General features: G+C 62.9%; 13 protein-coding genes. 2 read left to right on the forward strand and 11 right to left on the reverse strand.

The annotated features are described in order from the left end of the window. Window positions 1–25: 25 nt before the first annotated feature. From lpxC to aqpZ, 6 genes are all read right to left on the reverse strand, one after another. Window positions 26–982 carry a UDP-3-O-acyl-N-acetylglucosamine deacetylase gene (gene lpxC / locus RL_RS16980; protein WP_011652789.1) on the reverse strand — a complete coding sequence of 319 codons (957 nt, stop codon included), beginning with the start codon at window positions 980–982 and terminating at the stop codon, window positions 26–28. 261 nt (window positions 983–1243) lie between these two features. Beyond that, window positions 1244–2962: a cell division protein FtsZ gene (ftsZ, locus tag RL_RS16985; RefSeq protein WP_011652790.1), complete on the reverse strand. Its 1719-nt coding sequence runs from the start codon at window positions 2960–2962 to the stop codon at window positions 1244–1246. 56 nt (window positions 2963–3018) lie between these two features. Next, window positions 3019–4350 carry a cell division protein FtsA gene (ftsA, locus tag RL_RS16990; RefSeq protein ID WP_003561012.1) on the reverse strand — a complete coding sequence of 444 codons (1332 nt, stop codon included), beginning with the start codon at window positions 4348–4350 and terminating at the stop codon, window positions 3019–3021. Continuing rightward, the gene (locus RL_RS16995; RefSeq protein WP_041936397.1) at window positions 4347–5279 is read right to left on the reverse strand and encodes a cell division protein FtsQ/DivIB; all 933 of its coding nucleotides are present in this window, start codon (window positions 5277–5279) and stop codon (window positions 4347–4349) included. Before RL_RS16995 ends, ftsA begins: the two co-directional genes overlap by 4 nt. Next, the gene (locus RL_RS17000; RefSeq protein ID WP_011652792.1) at window positions 5267–6193 is read right to left on the reverse strand and encodes a D-alanine--D-alanine ligase; all 927 of its coding nucleotides are present in this window, start codon (window positions 6191–6193) and stop codon (window positions 5267–5269) included. Before RL_RS17000 ends, RL_RS16995 begins: the two co-directional genes overlap by 13 nt. Window positions 6194–6466: 273 nt before the next feature. Then, on the reverse strand, window positions 6467–7153 hold the full coding sequence (gene aqpZ, locus RL_RS17005) for an aquaporin Z (RefSeq protein ID WP_011652793.1): 687 nt from the start codon (window positions 7151–7153) through the stop codon (window positions 6467–6469). A 269-nt stretch (window positions 7154–7422) separates the two neighbouring features. Here aqpZ and RL_RS17010 point away from each other — a divergent pair, with 269 nt between their 5' ends. Both RL_RS17010 and RL_RS17015 read left to right on the forward strand, forming a co-directional pair. Continuing rightward, window positions 7423–8736 carry an MFS transporter gene (locus RL_RS17010; RefSeq protein WP_041936398.1) on the forward strand — a complete coding sequence of 438 codons (1314 nt, stop codon included), beginning with the start codon at window positions 7423–7425 and terminating at the stop codon, window positions 8734–8736. Window positions 8737–8849: 113 nt separating this feature from the next. Continuing rightward, window positions 8850–9779 (forward strand): UDP-glucose 4-epimerase family protein, encoded by a 930-nt coding sequence (locus RL_RS17015; RefSeq protein ID WP_011652795.1) that lies wholly within the window; start codon window positions 8850–8852, stop codon window positions 9777–9779. A 4-nt stretch (window positions 9780–9783) separates the two neighbouring features. Here the strand turns inward: RL_RS17015 and murB are convergent, their stop codons facing one another. Genes murB through murD form a run of 5 tightly spaced genes read right to left on the reverse strand, consistent with a single transcriptional unit; the run spans window position 9784 to window position 15866 of the window. Then, window positions 9784–10758: a UDP-N-acetylmuramate dehydrogenase gene (murB, locus tag RL_RS17020; RefSeq protein ID WP_003541407.1), complete on the reverse strand. Its 975-nt coding sequence runs from the start codon at window positions 10756–10758 to the stop codon at window positions 9784–9786. Further along, window positions 10755–12170 carry a UDP-N-acetylmuramate--L-alanine ligase gene (gene murC / locus RL_RS17025; RefSeq protein WP_011652796.1) on the reverse strand — a complete coding sequence of 472 codons (1416 nt, stop codon included), beginning with the start codon at window positions 12168–12170 and terminating at the stop codon, window positions 10755–10757. The genes murB and murC overlap by 4 nt, the downstream gene beginning before the upstream one ends. Then, a complete protein-coding gene (gene murG, locus RL_RS17030; protein ID WP_011652797.1) occupies window positions 12167–13291 on the reverse strand; it encodes an undecaprenyldiphospho-muramoylpentapeptide beta-N-acetylglucosaminyltransferase in 1125 nt (374 codons plus the stop codon). Before murG ends, murC begins: the two co-directional genes overlap by 4 nt. A gap of 6 nt (window positions 13292–13297) precedes the next feature. Continuing rightward, the gene (gene ftsW / locus RL_RS17035; RefSeq protein ID WP_011652798.1) at window positions 13298–14452 is read right to left on the reverse strand and encodes a putative lipid II flippase FtsW; all 1155 of its coding nucleotides are present in this window, start codon (window positions 14450–14452) and stop codon (window positions 13298–13300) included. Between the two features lies 1 nt (window position 14453). After that, complete coding sequence (murD, locus tag RL_RS17040; RefSeq protein WP_011652799.1) at window positions 14454–15866, reverse strand: UDP-N-acetylmuramoyl-L-alanine--D-glutamate ligase; 1413 nt, start codon at window positions 15864–15866, stop codon at window positions 14454–14456. Window positions 15867–15868: the final 2 nt, after the last annotated feature.

Here is a 15868-nt window from a genome sequence, read left to right on the forward strand (position 1 = left end):
CCTGGTCTTGAGAATATGCTGGAGGTCATGCCGACCAGGGAGCGAATTCCGAAGCACTGACCGCGATCAGTTCGCGGGCAGCGACGCGCTGGCGCGGCGTCGACGTCTCGACCACCTCGTAGGCGGAGGAATCGGCGAGCAGCGCCTTCAGCGCATTGGCGTTCATCTTGTGACCGCCGCGATAGGAACGGTAGCAGCCGATGAACTGGGCGCCGGCAAGCGACAGATCGCCGACGGCATCGAGCGTCTTGTGGCGGACGAATTCGTCCTTGGCGTAACGCAGTCCTTCGACGTTGATGACGGTGTTGTCGTCCGAAATGACGACGGAATTTTCGAGTGAAGAGCCGAGCGCGTGGCCCGACGCCCAGAGACGTTCGACATCGCGCATGAAGCCGAAGGTGCGGGCGCGGGAAAGCTCGGCCTTGAAGACGGCGGCGGTCATATCGCCAGCCCACTTCTGCCGGCCAATCAGCGGGCAATCGAAATCGATCTCGACTTCGAAGCGCGTGCCGTCATAGGGGCGGAATTCGCTCCAGGAGCCGCCATGCTCGATTCGCACCGGCTTGGTGATACGGATATAGCGGCGCTTGACGCCGAGCGAGACGAGACCGACCTGCTCGATCGCCTCAACGAAGGGCAGCGAGCTGCCGTCCATGATCGGCATTTCGGAACCCTGCACCTCGATCACCACATTGTCGAGGCCGAGCGCATAGACGGCGGCCATGACATGCTCGATTGTCGCGACCGAATGGGCGGGCGAGAAGCCGAGTACGGTGCAGAGGTCGGTATTGCCGACCTGCGAGGAAACGGCCTTGAGTTCGGTGATGTCGCCATTGTCATGCAGGCGCTGGAAAACGACGCCGGTGCCCGATTCGGCCGGGTTCAGGGTGATCGAAACGTCAGCGCCCGAATGGACCCCGATGCCCGAAAGCGTCACGGGACGCGATACCGTCGTTTGAAAACCCAGCAAGCCAATTGCCATAAATTCTGCCTCTATTCTTCCGCACCGGCGGTCTGTCCGATCGGCGCGGTCATCGTTTATTCTGCAGCCGGAGCCTGTCGAAAGGTCTCCTGGGGCAGTTTCGTTGCACCATACTTACGTGCGCCGGCGCTCCAATCCAAATCACTGTTTCTTTCGCTTTGTTACGAAGTCACCCGATTGAAATCATTTGCGAATCACGGGCTGAAAAACAGCAATGCCCGGGACCTTGATCCCGGGCATGAGAGGTGTCGAAGCACGGCCTCAGTTTGACTGGCGACGCAGGAATGCCGGGATTTCCAGCTGGTCGTCTTCCTGCATCATCCGGGCCTGCGGAACCGAGCGACCCTGGTCGTCGAGGTTGCCGCGACGCGGTGCGTAGAGGCTTGCCTCCGGCGACAGCGGACGGCGCTGCTGCGAAGCGGCCGGCGGTGCTGCGGTCATATCGGTGGCAACGGCGTCGTCGTCGCGGCGGCCAAGCGAATTGGTGATTCGCTTGAGCAGACCCATCGGACCGCGCTCCTCAGCCGCATGCGCGGAAGCCGGCTGCGTGCGGTGGTCGAGTTCGGCCTGGACGACCGGCGGGAAATCCTCGACCTTCGGCATGCGCATCGGTTCGGGCGCCTGGCGGATGGTCGGCTCCTGCCGAACCGGCTGCTGCTGGACCGGCTGGCTGATGACCGGCTGGCTCATGACGGGCGCCGGAGCCTGCTGCTGCACCGGTGCCGGACGCATTGCCGGAGCTTCCGGTGCAGGCGCGAAGATCTTGCTCTGCGGACGGAAGGTTTCCTGTTGGGCCGCCTGCTGCTGCAGCGGTGCGGCAGCACGCGGGGCCGGAATTTCGAGCTCGCGTTCCATCTCGGCTTCGCGGATGGTCTGTGCGATCGGATCCATGGCCTTCGGTGCCTGCATCACGGGGGCAGGCTGAACTGCGGCCGCTGCCGGAGCAACAGCCGCCGAGGGACGGATAGCGGGCCTTGCTGCCGGCTGGAGGTTCCGCTCGGCGGCTTCGTTCATCGCCCGGTCGATGCCGGTTGCGACGACCGAGACGCGGATGATGCCTTCGAGCGATTCGTCGAAGGTGGCGCCGAGGATGATGTTGGCGTCAGGATCGACTTCCTCGCGGATGCGGGTCGCGGCTTCGTCGACTTCGAAGAGGGTGAGGTCGCGACCGCCGGTGATGGAGATCAGCAGGCCCTGGGCGCCCTTCATCGAGGTTTCGTCAAGCAGCGGGTTGGCGATCGCAGCCTCTGCGGCCTGCAGCGCGCGGCCGGAGCCGGAGGCTTCGCCGGTGCCCATCATCGCGCGGCCCATCTCGCGCATCACCGAGCGGACGTCGGCGAAGTCGAGGTTGATGAGGCCTTCCTTGACCATCAGGTCGGTAATGCAGGCAACGCCCGAATAGAGAACCTGGTCAGCCATGGCGAAGGCATCGGCGAAGGTCGTCTTGTCGTTGGCAATGCGGAAGAGGTTCTGGTTCGGAATGACGATCAGCGTATCGACAGACTTCTGCAGTTCCTGGATGCCCATCTCGGCCAGGCGCATGCGGCGCCCGCCTTCGAAATGGAACGGCTTGGTGACGACGCCGACCGTCAGGATACCCTTGTTGCGGGCCGCCTGTGCGACAACTGGAGCAGCACCGGTGCCGGTGCCGCCGCCCATGCCGGCGGTGACGAAGCACATATGCGTGCCGTTCAGGTGATCGACGATCTCGTCGATGCACTCCTCGGCGGCCGCACGGCCGACCTCCGGCTGCGAGCCGGCACCGAGGCCTTCGGTGACGTTGACGCCGAGCTGGATGATGCGCTCGGCCTTCGTCATCGTCAGCGCCTGCGCATCCGTGTTGGCGACGACGAAGTCGACGCCCTGGAGGCCGGCGGTAATCATGTTGTTGACGGCATTGCCGCCACCGCCGCCAACGCCGAACACGGTGATGCGCGGCTTCAGCTCTGTGATGTCAGGCTTTTGCAGCTTGATGGTCATGGTACCTGTTCCTTCTCTCTCTGGCCGCATCGCCACGCCGGCCAATTACGCAAATTTCAGAAGCTTTCCTTCAGCCACTGGCCCATGCGGGCTATGCGGCTGTTATTTCCCCCAAGCGACATGAGCAGACCGCTCTGTGACGCATGTGTCTCCATGTCCGCGACTTGCGGATAGATCATCAGGCCGACGGCCGTCGAAAAGGCCGGGCCCTTGGCCGCCGTCGGCAGCCCCGAGACGCCCATCGGACGGCCGATGCGGACGTTGCGGGCAAGGATGCGGCGCGCCACGTCGGCAAGGCCGGTCAGTTGGCTCGCCCCGCCGGTCAGCACCACGCGCTTGCCGACGATCGGGCTGAAGCCTGAGCGCTGGATACGGTCGCGGATCAGTTCCATCGTCTCCTCGATTCGGGCCGATACGATGCGCGAAACCAGCGCCCGCGGCACCTGCGACGGCTGGTCGCGATCGTCCTCGCCGATCGGCGGGATCGAGATCAGCTCGCGCTCGTCGGAAGAATTCGAAAGGGCCGAGGCGTGCACGACCTTCAGCCGCTCCGCATCCTCGATGCGGGTCGAAAGGCCGCGCGCCAGGTCGGTGGTGACGTGATGGCCGCCGAGGCCGACGGCATCCGTATGAACGAGCTTGCCCTCGGCAAAGACCGAAATCGTCGTCGTGCCGCCGCCCATGTCGATCGCCGCACAGCCAAGTTCGACCTCGTCGTCGACGAGAGCCGCAAGGCCCGATGCATAGGGCGTCGCGACGATGCCCTCGACCGACAGATGCGCGCGGTTGACGCTAAGCTCGAGGTTCTTCAGCGCCGAGCGTTCCGCCGTGACGACATGCATGTCGACGCCGAGTGCATCGCCATACATCGCCAGCGGATCGCGGATGCCGCGCTCGCCGTCGAGCGAGAATCCGGTCGCCAGCGAATGCAGCACCGAACGGTCCTGGCGCAGCGACTGCTGGCAGGCGGCCGACAGCACCTTCTTCAGATCGTTGAGCTCAACTTCCTGGCCGCCGAGATCGATCGTCGCCGTGTAGATGTCGCTGCCGAGACGGCCGGCCGTCAGGTTGACGATCAGGCTTTCGACTGTCAGCCCCGCCATGCGCTCGGCCGCATCAACGGCGAGACGGATGACGCCTTCCAGCGCGTCGAGATCGGCGATGACGCCGGTCTTGATGCCGCGGGAACGCTGGTGGCCGATGCCGATGATCTCGATATTGTGCGTGCGGCCCGGCAGGATCTGGCTTTCCTCGCGCGGCGTCAGCCGGCCGATCATGCAGACGACCTTGGTCGAACCGATGTCGAGCACCGAAACGACATGTGACCGCTTCGACGAAAGCGGCTTCAGGCGCGGCAATCCGAAATGGGATGAACCGAACAAGCTCATATATTCTGCCCCGCCTTCTTCAATTCCTTCGTACGCTCCGTCACTGCCGTCTGCCTGCGGATCGCCGCCTCCGGCGTCAGCTGGATCGCGGTTCTGTCGGCCAGCCTGAGATCGACTGCAGCAATGTCCCGCTCCAGGAGCTGATGCTCCTTGTCGAACTTCGAAAGCGTCGCCAGTGCCTGGTCGATACCGTCTTCCGGCAGCTTGACGACGACGCCGTTATCCATGTGCAGGTCCCAGCGACGGCCGGATATCCAGACATAGGCCTTCACGCGAGCCTTCACGTCGGGCCACTTCGAGAAGGCTTCATCGAGCAAAGCCGCCGCCGTTTCGGCATCGCGGCCGACGACGAGCGGCAGCGCCGAAAACTTGTTGTCGCGCAGCGGCGCAATGACGCTGCCGTTCTTCTCGATCAGGGAAAGCTCCTGCCCGTGCTGCCAGATCGCATAGGCCTGACGCTCCTTGAGCTTCACCTCGATCGTCTTCGGATAAATCTTGCGAACTTCGACATTTTCGACCCAGGGAAGATGCGCGATCTTCCGGCGGGCGGCATCGACGTCGAGGGCGACCAGCGAGGTCGTGCCGTCAAGGCCGATCAACTGCAGGATCTCGATTTCGGAGGTCTCCGAATTGCCGGAGACCTTGACGTCCTCGATCGCAAAACCCGCGGCCGTCGTCGTTGCCTGCGCGACGGCTTCCGTGTGGCCGCCGAGCGACATGCCGTAAAGCCCCGTCGCGCCTAAGAAAGCGAGCGCCGAGACCGTGCCCGTATGAACGGGAATGTAGATTCGGCCGCTGCAGAGGCTAATCAGGAAGCGCGTGACCCGGCGCAGCGGACGCGGCAGCACGAACCGCTCTTCAGCCTCCATGATCGGAAGCACGGCATGATGGCTGGGGCGCCCTATCCTCTTGACTGTCAACGCAAACAAGACGCGTCCTCCACCATCCACCGGAGAAACTGACCAAATGAATAACCGGCATGACCGGCCATTTCGGGCACGAGCGAGGTTGGAGTCATGCCTGGCTGGGTATTGACCTCCAGCCAGATGATTTCGCCGTCTTCGGAGAAACGATCGTCGTAACGAAAGTCGGACCGACTGACGCCGCGACAACCGATTGCCTGATGCGCCCTTAGGGACAATGTTTGTATTTTTTGGTAAATATTCGGTGAAATTTTCGCGGGGATGACGTGTTTTGAACCGCCCGCGGCATACTTGGAGTCGTAATCATAAAAATTGTGTCCCTGCGGCACCACTTCCGTGACGCCGAGGGGAGTTTCACCCATGACACCGCAGGTGAGTTCGCGACCGTAAACATAGCGCTCGACGATCACCTCTTCGCCGTAGCGCCATTCGGGCGAACTGACGATCTGTGGCGGATGCGCCTGATCTTCGGTGACGATGACGACGCCGAAGCTCGACCCTTCGCGGACGGGTTTCACCACATAGGGCGGCTTCATCGGATGCGTCGAGGGAAAGGCGAAACGGTTGACCACCTGCGATTCGGCGACCGTAATGCCGGCAGCGGCGGCAACGAGCTTCGCCTTGTCCTTGTCCATCGCCAGCGCCGAGGCAAGCACGCCCGAATGCGTATAGGGGATTTCGAGATATTCGAGGATGCCCTGAATGGTGCCGTCCTCGCCGAACGGGCCGTGAAGCGCATTGAAGACGACATCGGGCTTCAGCGCAGCGAGTTTCTCGGAAACGTCGCGCGCCACGTCGATGCGCGTCACGTCGAATCCCTCCGCCTCGAGGGCTTCTGCGCAAGCCTTTCCCGAGGAAAGGCTGACAGGCCTTTCCGAGGAAAATCCGCCCATCAGGACCGCGACATGCTTGCGACTCATCAACACCCCCAAAAAATAACTTCCATTTTCGAAATCGACGCTTGCGCGAAGCTGTCTGCGCCATTTCGGGCCTTTGTCCGACCTGGGTGCATTAGAGCATCATTATGGTTAATGAAGTGTTTACTTTCGTTAACTTCGTATTGCCGCGCCCCTGATTTTTTAACCTTCTCTTCTTCGGGATTGCCATATCGAAGATGCCGCCGACCCACGAAAACAGAAAAACCCGCACGGAAAAACCGCGCGGGTTCAATGGGATAGCTCTGTATCGTGCAGTCAGTCGGCGTCGTCGAGGAATTTCCAGACGAGCCCGCCGAGCGCCCCACCCGCAAGCGGCGCAATCCAGAACAGCCAGAGCTGCTGCAGCGCCCAGCCGCCGACGAAAAGCGCTTGGCCGGTGGAACGTGCCGGATTGACCGAGGTATTCGTCACAGGGATAGAAACGAGATGGATCAGCGTCAGCCCGAGGCCGATCGCAAGCGGCGCGAAGCCCGCAGGCACCCGGCTGCTGGTCGATCCCAGGATGATGATCAGGAAGAACATGGTCAGCAGCACTTCGATCAGCAGCGCCGAAAGCAGTGAATAACCGCCCGGAGAATGATCGCCATATCCGTTGGCGGCAAAGCCCCCGAGTTCGAAACCCGCCTTGCCGCTGGCGATGAGATAAAGCAGCGCCGCCGCGGCGATGGCGCCGACAACCTGCACGACGATATAGGGAACGAGGCGCCCCGCCGGAAACCGTCCGGCGACCGTAAGGCCGAGCGAGACCGCGGGATTGAAATGACCGCCCGAAATGCCGCCCACGGCATAGGCCATGGTGAGCACCGTCAGACCGAACGCAAAGGCCACTCCGACAAAACCGATCCCAAGCTCGGGATAGGCCGCGGCCAGCACGGCACTGCCGCATCCGCCGAAGACCAGCCAGAACGTGCCGAGAAATTCGGCAACAAGACTCTTTTGCATGGATATTTCCTCCGCCCTCAACCAGAGGGTAAGCAATGAATCCGTTACAATTCGATTCCGGTCAAGCGCGCGGACGCCGCCGTGGCAAGCCTCACGCAAGGAAGGAAAACCCAAGGATTTGTAATGACGCCCGGAGACGCGAGCCGGTCACGCATGCGGGCCGCGTCCTGTATCCACTGCATGTTTTGACATTTTCTCAGATCTGAAATTGCGTTAAGACCCGCCAGCCTCCCAAGGCGCTCCCTAGAAAATACTGGATTGGAATGAAAATGACTGACGCGATCTCCGCATCGCCGACTCCTGCCTCGAACAGCACGCAAGTCAATTCTCCGGCTCGCGTCCTTATCGCCAGCCTTGTCGGCACCACCATCGAATTCTTCGACTTCTACGTCTACGCAACGGCAGCCGTCCTCGTCTTCCCACACCTCTTCTTCCCGGCAAGCGATACGAACGCCGCAACGCTGCAGTCGCTGGTCACCTTCTCGATCGCCTTCTTCGCCCGCCCCATCGGCGCCGTCGTTTTCGGTCATTTCGGCGACCGAATCGGCCGCAAGGCGACGCTCGTCGCCGCGCTGATGACGATGGGGCTATCGACCGTGCTGATCGGCATGCTGCCCGGCTATGATGCGATCGGCATCGCAGCACCCTTGTTGCTGGCGCTTTGCCGCTTCGGCCAGGGCCTTGGCCTCGGTGGCGAATGGGGTGGCGCCGTTCTGCTTGCCACCGAAAACGCTCCTCCCGGCAAGCGCAGCTGGTACGCGATGTTCCCGCAGCTCGGCGCGCCGATCGGCTTCATCCTCTCCTCCGGCTTCTTCCTCATCCTGGCGGAAACGATGAGCAACGAGGATTTCCTCGACTACGGATGGCGCATTCCCTTCATCGCCAGCCTCGCCCTCGTCGCCGTCGGCCTCTATGTCCGCCTGAAGATTGCCGAGACGCCGGAATTCCGCAAAGCCGTCGAAAAGCACGAGCGCGTCGCCGTGCCGATCGAGGTCGTCTTCCGCAACCATCTGCGCAGCCTGATCCTCGGCACCTTCATCGCCGTCGCGACCTTCGTGCTGTTCTACCTGATGACGGTCTTCACGCTCTCCTGGGGTACGACACCTCTGGAAAAGGGTGGGCTCGGTTACTCCCGCGAGCAGTTCCTGGTCGTCCAGCTTGTCGGCGTCGTCTTCTTCGGCCTGACGATCCCGCTCTCCGGCTGGCTCTCCGATCTCTATTCGCGCCGCATCATCCTGACGCTGACGACGATTGCCATCGCCATCTTCGGCTTCTTCTACGCGACGCTGTTGACCAGCGGTCTCACAGGCGCTTTCCTGTGCTCGATCATCGGCCTCGCCTTGATGGGCTTCACCTATGGTCCGATCGGCGCTGCCCTGGCCGCCCCCTTTCCGACCACGGTGCGCTATACCGGCGCCTCGATGACCTTCAACCTCGGCGGCATCTTCGGGGCTTCGCTCGCCCCTTATATCGCCACCTGGCTCGCCACCCATTATAGTCTGGACTATGTCGGCTACTACCTCGCCGCCTCGGCCGTGATCTCGCTCGTCTGCATCCGGCTGTCGGGCCGCGAGGAAGTCTGAACCTCGATCAGCAAATGAACAACAAGCCGCGACTGCCAACGTCGCGGCTTTTTTATTGATGCCGTGAGCAGTTCCGGTTAACCCGAACACTCGCGGCAAAACGGGAACAGATCATGCGATGCCTCATTACCGGCGCAGCCGGCTTTGTCGGTGGGCCTCTCGTCGAAAGACTGTATGGAGAGCGGATATGCGAGCTTGCGGTGACGACGCGATCTGCAGCCGCCAGCTTCCCGACATCTGTGCGGCATTTCCCCATCGAGATAACAAGCGAAACCGATTGGGCGGTAGTTCTCGAGGGTATCGATGTCATCGTCCATCTCGCCGCTCGTGTTCACATCATGAACGACCGCGCAGATGATCCGCTTGCGGAATTTCGCCGGATCAACACCGCCGCCACGTTGAACCTCGCCGAACAGGCCGCCCGCGCGGGCGTAAAAAGGTTCGTCTTCATCAGCAGCATCAAGGTCAATGGCGAGGAGAACGATCGGCCCTTCCGGCACGACGATACGCCAATGCCGATCGACCCCTACGGCATTTCGAAGCTGGAAACCGAAATCGGGCTGCATGAAATCGCCGCCCGAACAGGCATGGAAGTCGTGGTCATTCGCCCGCCGCTCGTTTATGGACCCGGTGCGCGGGGCAACTTCGCCCTGCTGGTCGGACTTGTCCGGAAGAAGATACCGCTCCCCTTCGCGTCGCTGAAGAACCGCCGGACACTGGTCGCGCTTCCAAATCTCGTCGATCTGATCATCGTCGGGATGAAGCATCCGGGTGCTGCCGGCCAGACCTTTCTCGCAGGCGATGGAGAAGATCTTTCGACTCCCCGGCTTATCGAAGGGATTGCCGCAGGGTTGGGTGTCAAACCGATGCTGCTCCCCTTCCCCCCCGCGCTGCTGCAGATGGGCGCGAGAGTCGCCGGAAAGGACGCCGTCTACCAGCGTCTTTGCGGTTCCCTGCAGGTCGATATATCCCATGCCCGGGACGTGCTTGGCTGGTCGCCCCTCGTCACCCCGCGCGAAGGCCTGAAGCTTGCGGTGACGTAAACCGTTATTCGCTCGTCACACCGTGGAACGGACGCACTTCGCGGCCGGGCATGAAGACGCCGAGGCGTTTGATTTCCCATTCGAGCTTGATGCCGTCTTTTTCGAAGACCTCACGACGCACCTGTTCGCCGAGATATTCGAGGTCGTAGCCGGTCGCCTGCCCCATGTTGATCATGAAGTTGCAGTGAAGCGACGACATTTGCGCTCCGCCGATGACGAGGCCGCGGCAGCCTGCCTCGTCGATCAGTTTCCAGGCCGAATGGCCGGCCGGGTTCTTGAAGGTCGAGCCGCCGGTCTTTTCGCGTACAGGCTGCACCGTCTCGCGATGGTTGCGCACGGCGTCCATCTCGGCGCGGATCTGGGCGCGCTCTTCCGGATAGCCCTCGAACAGCACGGAGGTGAAGATCAGATCGGTGGATGCGGTCGAATGGCGATAGGAATAGCCCATCTCGGCATTGGAAAGCACATGCTTGTCGCCCTTGCGGTCGACCGCATGGACCTCGATCAGCCGCTCCCGCGTCTCCACACCGTTGGCGCCGGCATTCATGCGCGCCGCGCCGCCGATGCCGCCCGGAATGCCGTAGAAGAAATGGAAGCCGCCGATGCCGTTGTCCATCGCCATCGCCGCCACATGTTTATCAGGGCAGATGGCGCCGGCGAGAATCCGGTTTTCGCCGGCAAGCTCGACGAAGCCGAACCCCTTGGCCGACAGGCGCAGCACGACGCCGGGAATGCCGCCGTCGCGCACCAGGATGTTGGAGCCGACGCCGACCACCGTCAGCGGCACCTCTTCCGGCAATATCTTCAGGAAGGCGACGAGATCGTCGATATCATGCGGCTGGAACATCAGCTCGGCCAGGCCACCGGCCCTGAACCAGGTGACACGGTCCATCGGGGCATCCGGCGTGATACGACCGCGGATATCCTTTACACCGTCTCCGAGAGACGCGAGAAGCTTTTCCCCATTCACCTGTTTCATACGGACTTTCCCGATAGGCCTTCCAGTTGCTTGGGCAGCGCCGCCGCCCAGGATGTGATGCTCCCAGCCCCCAACAGAACCACGAAATCGCCAGGCTTTGCAACCTCCGCGACCATCTGCGGCAGAAACTCCGCCGAAGTTAGAAAGCGGGCGTCGCGATGGCCGCCGGATTTTATGCGCGAGACCAGCGACACGGAATCAATACCCTCGATCGGATCCTCGCCCGCCGCATAGACGGGTGCCAGGAAGATGCTGTCGGCATCGTTGAAGCAGGCGGCGAATTCCTCGAACAGGCTCGCAAGACGGCTAAAGCGATGCGGCTGGTGGACGGCGATGACACGCCCCTTGCAGGATTCTCGGGCGGCGCGCAGCACCGCCTTGATCTCGACCGGATGGTGGCCGTAATCGTCGAAGATCTGCACGCCGTTCCACTCGCCGGTCAGCGTGAAACGGCGCTTGACGCCGCCGAAGGAGGCGAGCCCCTTGGCGATATCGGCGCTCGATATGCCGAGCCGGTTGGCAACGGCAATCGCCGCCGTCGCGTTGGAAATATTATGCCGGCCGGGCATCGGCATGACCAGCCCCTTGAGTTCGATTACCTGGCCGGTACGGCGGCGGCGGATTTCGACGTCGAAGATCGAGCGCGTGCCGTCGATGCGCACATTCTTGAAGCGCACGTCGGCCTGCGGGTTCTCGCCATAGGTGATGATCTTGCGGTCCTCGATGCGGCCGACCAGCGACTGCACCTCGGGATGGTCGAGGCACATGACGCCGAAGCCGTAGAACGGCACGTTCTCGACGAACTGCCGGAAGGCGGCGCGTACGGCGTCGAAATTGCCGTAATGGTCGAGATGTTCCGGGTCGATATTGGTGATGACCGCGACATCGGCCGGAAGCTTCAGGAAGGTGCCGTCCGATTCGTCGGCCTCGACCACCATCCACTCACCCTCGCCCATGCGGGCATTGGTGCCGTAGGCATTGATGATGCCGCCATTGATCACGGTGGGGTCGAGCCCACCGGCTTCGAGCAGCGTGGCGACCAGCGAGGTGGTCGTCGTCTTGCCATGCGTGCCGCCGATGGCGATCGCATTGCGGAAGCGCATCAGCTCGGCCAGCATCTCGGCACGGCGCACCACCGGCAGCAGCTTTTCGCGCGCGGCGATGAGTTCCGGATTGCTCTTCTTGATCGCCGTCGAGACGACGACGACTTCGGCCTCACCCAGGTTTTCGGCTCGGTGGCCGACGAACACCTCGATGCCCTTGTCGCGCAGGCGCTGGACATTGGCACTGTCGGCCTGGTCCGATCCCTGCACCTTGTGGCCGAGATTGTGCAGCACCTCGGCAATGCCGCTCATGCCGATGCCGCCGATGCCGATGAAATGGACGAGACCGATCGTCTTCGGCAGTTTCATGCGCGTGTCCTCTTGAATTCTGCAATTGTCCGTCTGGCGGCAATAGCCTCAACCATGTCCGCAAGCAAGTTCGCGGCATCGGGTTTCCCGGCGAGTTTCGCCGCCGCCGCCATGTGCGAAAGCTTTTCCGGATCGTTCATCACAGCCGTCAGGATCGCCGCGATCTTCTCCGGCGAAAGCTCCGACTGGGCGATCACCTTCGCCCCGCCGGTCGCAGCAAGTGCCGCCGCATTCGCCGCCTGGTCGTGATCGAGAGCGTGCGGGTAAGGCACGAGCACGGCAGGCCGGCCGATGACGGAGATTTCCGAAACCGTCGAGGCGCCCGAACGGCAGATGACGAGATGCGCCCTCGCCAGCCTCTCGGCCATGTCGGTGAAGAAGGGTGCGATATCGGCTCCCATCTCCAGCCTGGCGACGCAGCCGCTGACCATCTCCATATCCTCGGGACGCACCTGCTGGGTGATGCGCAGGCGCACGCGAAGCGCGTCGTCGAGCAGGCTGATCGCCGTCGGCAGCGCCTTGGAAAAATATTGCGCGCCCTGGCTGCCGCCGAAGACGACGAGGTTGAAGGCCTCGCCCGGATGCGACGGCGTGTAAGGCACCTCGGCTGCGGCGATGATTGCCGGGCGGACGGGATTGCCAGTCGTCACCGTCTTGTCCGGAAAGGCAGCGCCCCCCTCCGGCAGGAAACCGCCGGCGATGGCCTGCACGCGAGTTGCCAAGGCCTTGTTGGCACGGCCCATCACCGCATTCTGCTCGTGGATCATCGAGGGCACGCCGAGCCGGGTGGCGGCAAGCAGCGGCGGCACGGTGGGATAACCGCCGAAACCGACAACGATGACCGGTTGCAGCCGCTGGATCAGCTTCTTCGCCGCCCGCATGCCGCTCCAGAGCGTCCACAGCGAGCGGGCGACGGCAACCGGGTTCTTCGAGCCGATCGTGGCCGACGGCACGACATGGATTTCCTCGGCCGGGAACTTGCCGGCATAACGCTCGGCCCGGCTGTCCGTGACCAGATGCACCGAATAGCCGCGCTCCTTCAGCTTGAAGGCCAGCGCCTCCGCCGGGAACACATGGCCGCCGGTCCCTCCGGCGGCAAGCAGCACGATGCCTTTGCTCATGGTCTTCTACTCCGCCGGCATGCCGTGCGGGACGCGGAAGAGGCTCCGGTCCTGCGCGCGTTTTTCCGGTCGATGGCGCGTCAGCGCCAGAATGAAGCCGGCGGTGACGCAGACCGCCACCATAGACGAGCCGCCATAGGAAATCAGCGGCAGCGTCATGCCCTTTGCCGGCAGCAGTTCGAGATTGACACCGATATTGATGATCGACTGGATGCCCATCTGCAACACCAGGCCAGCGACGGCGAAACGATTGAAATCGTTCCGCTCGCGATAGGCATGCGAGAGGCCGCGCAGCACCAGCACGGTAAACAGCGCGACGAGCGCCATGCAGAAGACGATGCCGAACTCCTCGGCCGCGACCGAGAAGATGAAGTCGGTATGCGCATCCGGGATGATGCGCTTGACGATGCCTTCGCCCGGTCCCTGGCCGAACCAGCTGCCGCGGATGATCGCCTCGCGCGCGGTGTCGATCTGGAACGTATCACCCTCGCCGGTCATGAACTTGTCTATTCGGCCGGCGACGTGCGGGAAGACGTAATAGGCGCTGAGCAAGCCGCCGGCGCCGCCGATACCGAGCAGCATGATCCAGATCCATGGCATTCCGGCCATGAAGAACATTCCGCCCCAGACGGCCGTGGTCAGGATGGTCTGGCCGAGGTCCGGCTGCGCGACGAGAAGGGCCGCGACGATGCCGAACAGAATGATGGCAAAGAGATTGCCGGGGATCTCCGGCTGGCGCGCATGTTCGGCAAACAGCCAGGCGCAAACCACGACGAAGGCAGGCTTCATGAATTCCGACGGCTGGATGGAAAGGCCGGCGATCCAGATCCAGCGCCGGCCACCCTTGACCTCCTGCCCGACGAACAGCACCAGCACCATCATCGCGACCGAGATGATCAGGATCAGGATCGCGGTTCGCCGCACCTGGCGTGGCGTCAAGAACGACAGCCCGAGCATGACGCCGATCGAAGGGATCATGAAGGCCGCATGGCGTTTGACGAAATGGAAGGGCTCGAGCCCGATGCGCTCGGCGACCGCAGGAGATGCCGCAAATGACAGCATGAATCCGATGCCCATCAGGAAGATGAACATTGCCAGGAAGAAGCGGTCGATGGTCCAGAACCAATCGGCCAGAGGCCCACGTTCCGCGCGGCTTACCATGTCATTTCTCTCCTGTTGCCGGACCGATCAGCATCGTAATCCCGTCAAGCGCCGCCACGTGGCCGACGAAGGCTTCGCCCCTGACTTCGAAGTTCTTATACTGGTCGAAGCTTGCGCAAGCCGGGGATAACATCACGGCCGAAGCAGCGCTTTCGTCGCGTTCCGCATCGGCGGCCGCATGCGCGACGGCGCGCTCCAACGTGCCCGAGATCTCGTAAGGCACGGCCTCGCCGAGCGTCGCGGCGAATTCCGCCGCCGCCTCGCCGATCAGATAGGCCTTGGCGATGCGCGGAAAATAGGGAGCAAGAGTCGTGATCCCGCCAGCCTTTGGCAAGCCTCCGGCGATCCAATAGATGCGATCATAGCTCGAAAGAGCCGGTGCTGCGGCGTCGGCGTTGGTCGCCTTGGAATCGTTGACGAAAACGACGCGGCCACGCTGCCCGACCGGCTGCATGCGGTGCTTGAGGCCGGGAAACGAGGCAAGGCCGGCGCGGATGGCGTCGGCGGAAACCCCGACCGCGAGGCAGGCGGCAACGGCTGCGGCGGCGTTTTGCGCATTATGGCTGCCGCGCAGCGTCTGGATGCCGTCAAGGTCAGCGAAGGGCAGCATGGCGCCGCCGGCGGCCTGGATAAGTTTCGTGCCCTCGGCATAGATGCCGTCGGCCACCACGTTGCGGCGCGAAATACGGACCACCTTGACGCCTGCCCGCTCGACGCGGTCGGCGATCAGCGCCGAATGGCTATCGTCGACGCCGACGATCGCGACATCGCTGCCGGCGACCAGCCTTTCCTTGATATCGGCATAATGCTGCATGGTGCCGTGACGGTCGAGATGATCGGGCGTCAGGTTGAGCAGGATACCGGCAGACGGGTTCAGTGTCGGCGCCAGATCGATCTGGTAGGAGGAGCATTCGACGACGTAGTAGCGCTCGGCTTTCGGCGGATCGAGCGTCAGCACGGCCGTGCCGATATTGCCCCCGAGCTGCGTATCGTAGCCGGCGGATTTCAGGATATGGGCGATCAGCGCCGTCGTGGTCGACTTGCCGTTGGTGCCGGTTATGGCGATGAAAGGGCAATCCGGCGCATGGGCGCGGCGCTCGCGCACGAAGAGTTCGACGTCGCCAACGATATCGACGCCGGCCGCGCGGGCAAGATCGACGGTCCAGTGCGGCTTCGGATGGGTGAGCGGCACGCCGGGCGACAGCACGAACAGCGCCTGCTGGCTCCAGTCGATGTTGCGCAGGTCTTCCGTCCTGATGCCTTCGGCAGCGGCCTTGGCGACACTGTCGGGATTGTCGTCCCAGGCGGTCACCTCGGCACCGCCTGTTACCAGCGCCCGGGCGGTGGCAAAGCCGGAGCCGCCGAGCCCGAAGAGCGCGACCTTCCTGTCCTTGAGCGTCGTGACCGAGATCATCG

Origin of the sequence: Rhizobium johnstonii 3841 (assembly GCF_000009265.1) — a bacterium.
In the GTDB taxonomy this organism is placed as follows: Bacteria; Pseudomonadota; Alphaproteobacteria; order Rhizobiales; family Rhizobiaceae; genus Rhizobium; species Rhizobium acaciae.